The 829-nt window shown below is 44.1% G+C and carries 1 pseudogene; it reads right to left on the reverse strand.

The features are described from left to right. Positions 1 to 12: 12 nt before the first annotated feature. A pseudogene (locus JMX91_RS13205) lies at positions 13 to 761 on the reverse strand (IS5 family transposase). Between the last annotated feature and the right edge of the window lie 68 nt (positions 762 to 829).

Here is an 829-nt window from a genome sequence, read left to right on the forward strand (position 1 = left end):
TAGGGCGTGTCATCAATTAAGCCAAATGACACAAGAAACCAGATAAATAGCACTCAAGAAATGACGGGCTAACTTATCATAGCGAGTAGCAATCGCACGATACTGCTTAATCTTGGCAAAGAAGTTCTCAATTAAATGCCGTGCTTCATAGAGCTCTTTGTCAAAGTCTCTTGGCTGCAACCGATGACACTTAGACGGTATAACTGCGTTGCCTTGTACGGCTTTAATCGGTTCAATGACACGGGCATCAGCATCATAAGCTCTATCGGCAAGCCAGGTTTGGCTAATACTGACATCTAACAACACGTCTGACCCCTGCAAGTCATGAGCGCCGCCACCCGTCAAATAAAAGCCTGTAGGATTGCCTAGCGCATCTGTACGAGTATGTATTTTGGTCGTCAGTCCACCTTTACTGCGACCGATGGCTTGATCCCTTTTTTTCCAGCACTATGCTGATGGGCTTTAACAATAGTGGCATCTAGCATGGCATATTCATCATCGGATTGCTCAGACAACTGATTAAAAACCTGTTCCCATACGCCTTTTTGTGACCAACGGCTAAAACGAGTATGAATCACTCTAAAGTCGCCAAAACGCTCAGGTAGGTCACGCCAAGGTATGCCTGTTTTATAGCGGTACAAGACGGCTTCTACAAATAAGCGGTTATCCTTTGCAGTAACACCAACGTCATTTGGTTGACCTGGCAGAATGTCTTTAATTCTCGCCCATTGGTCATCTCGTAGGGCATGGCGTCTTGTCATGAGGGTTTTACTCAGATTGCTAAATATAGAGTTACTATAGCTTATTCTAAAATAACTGTGCTAATTGA

This window comes from Psychrobacter sp. Pi2-1 (genome assembly GCF_904846645.1).
In the GTDB taxonomy this organism is placed as follows: domain Bacteria; phylum Pseudomonadota; class Gammaproteobacteria; order Pseudomonadales; family Moraxellaceae; genus Psychrobacter.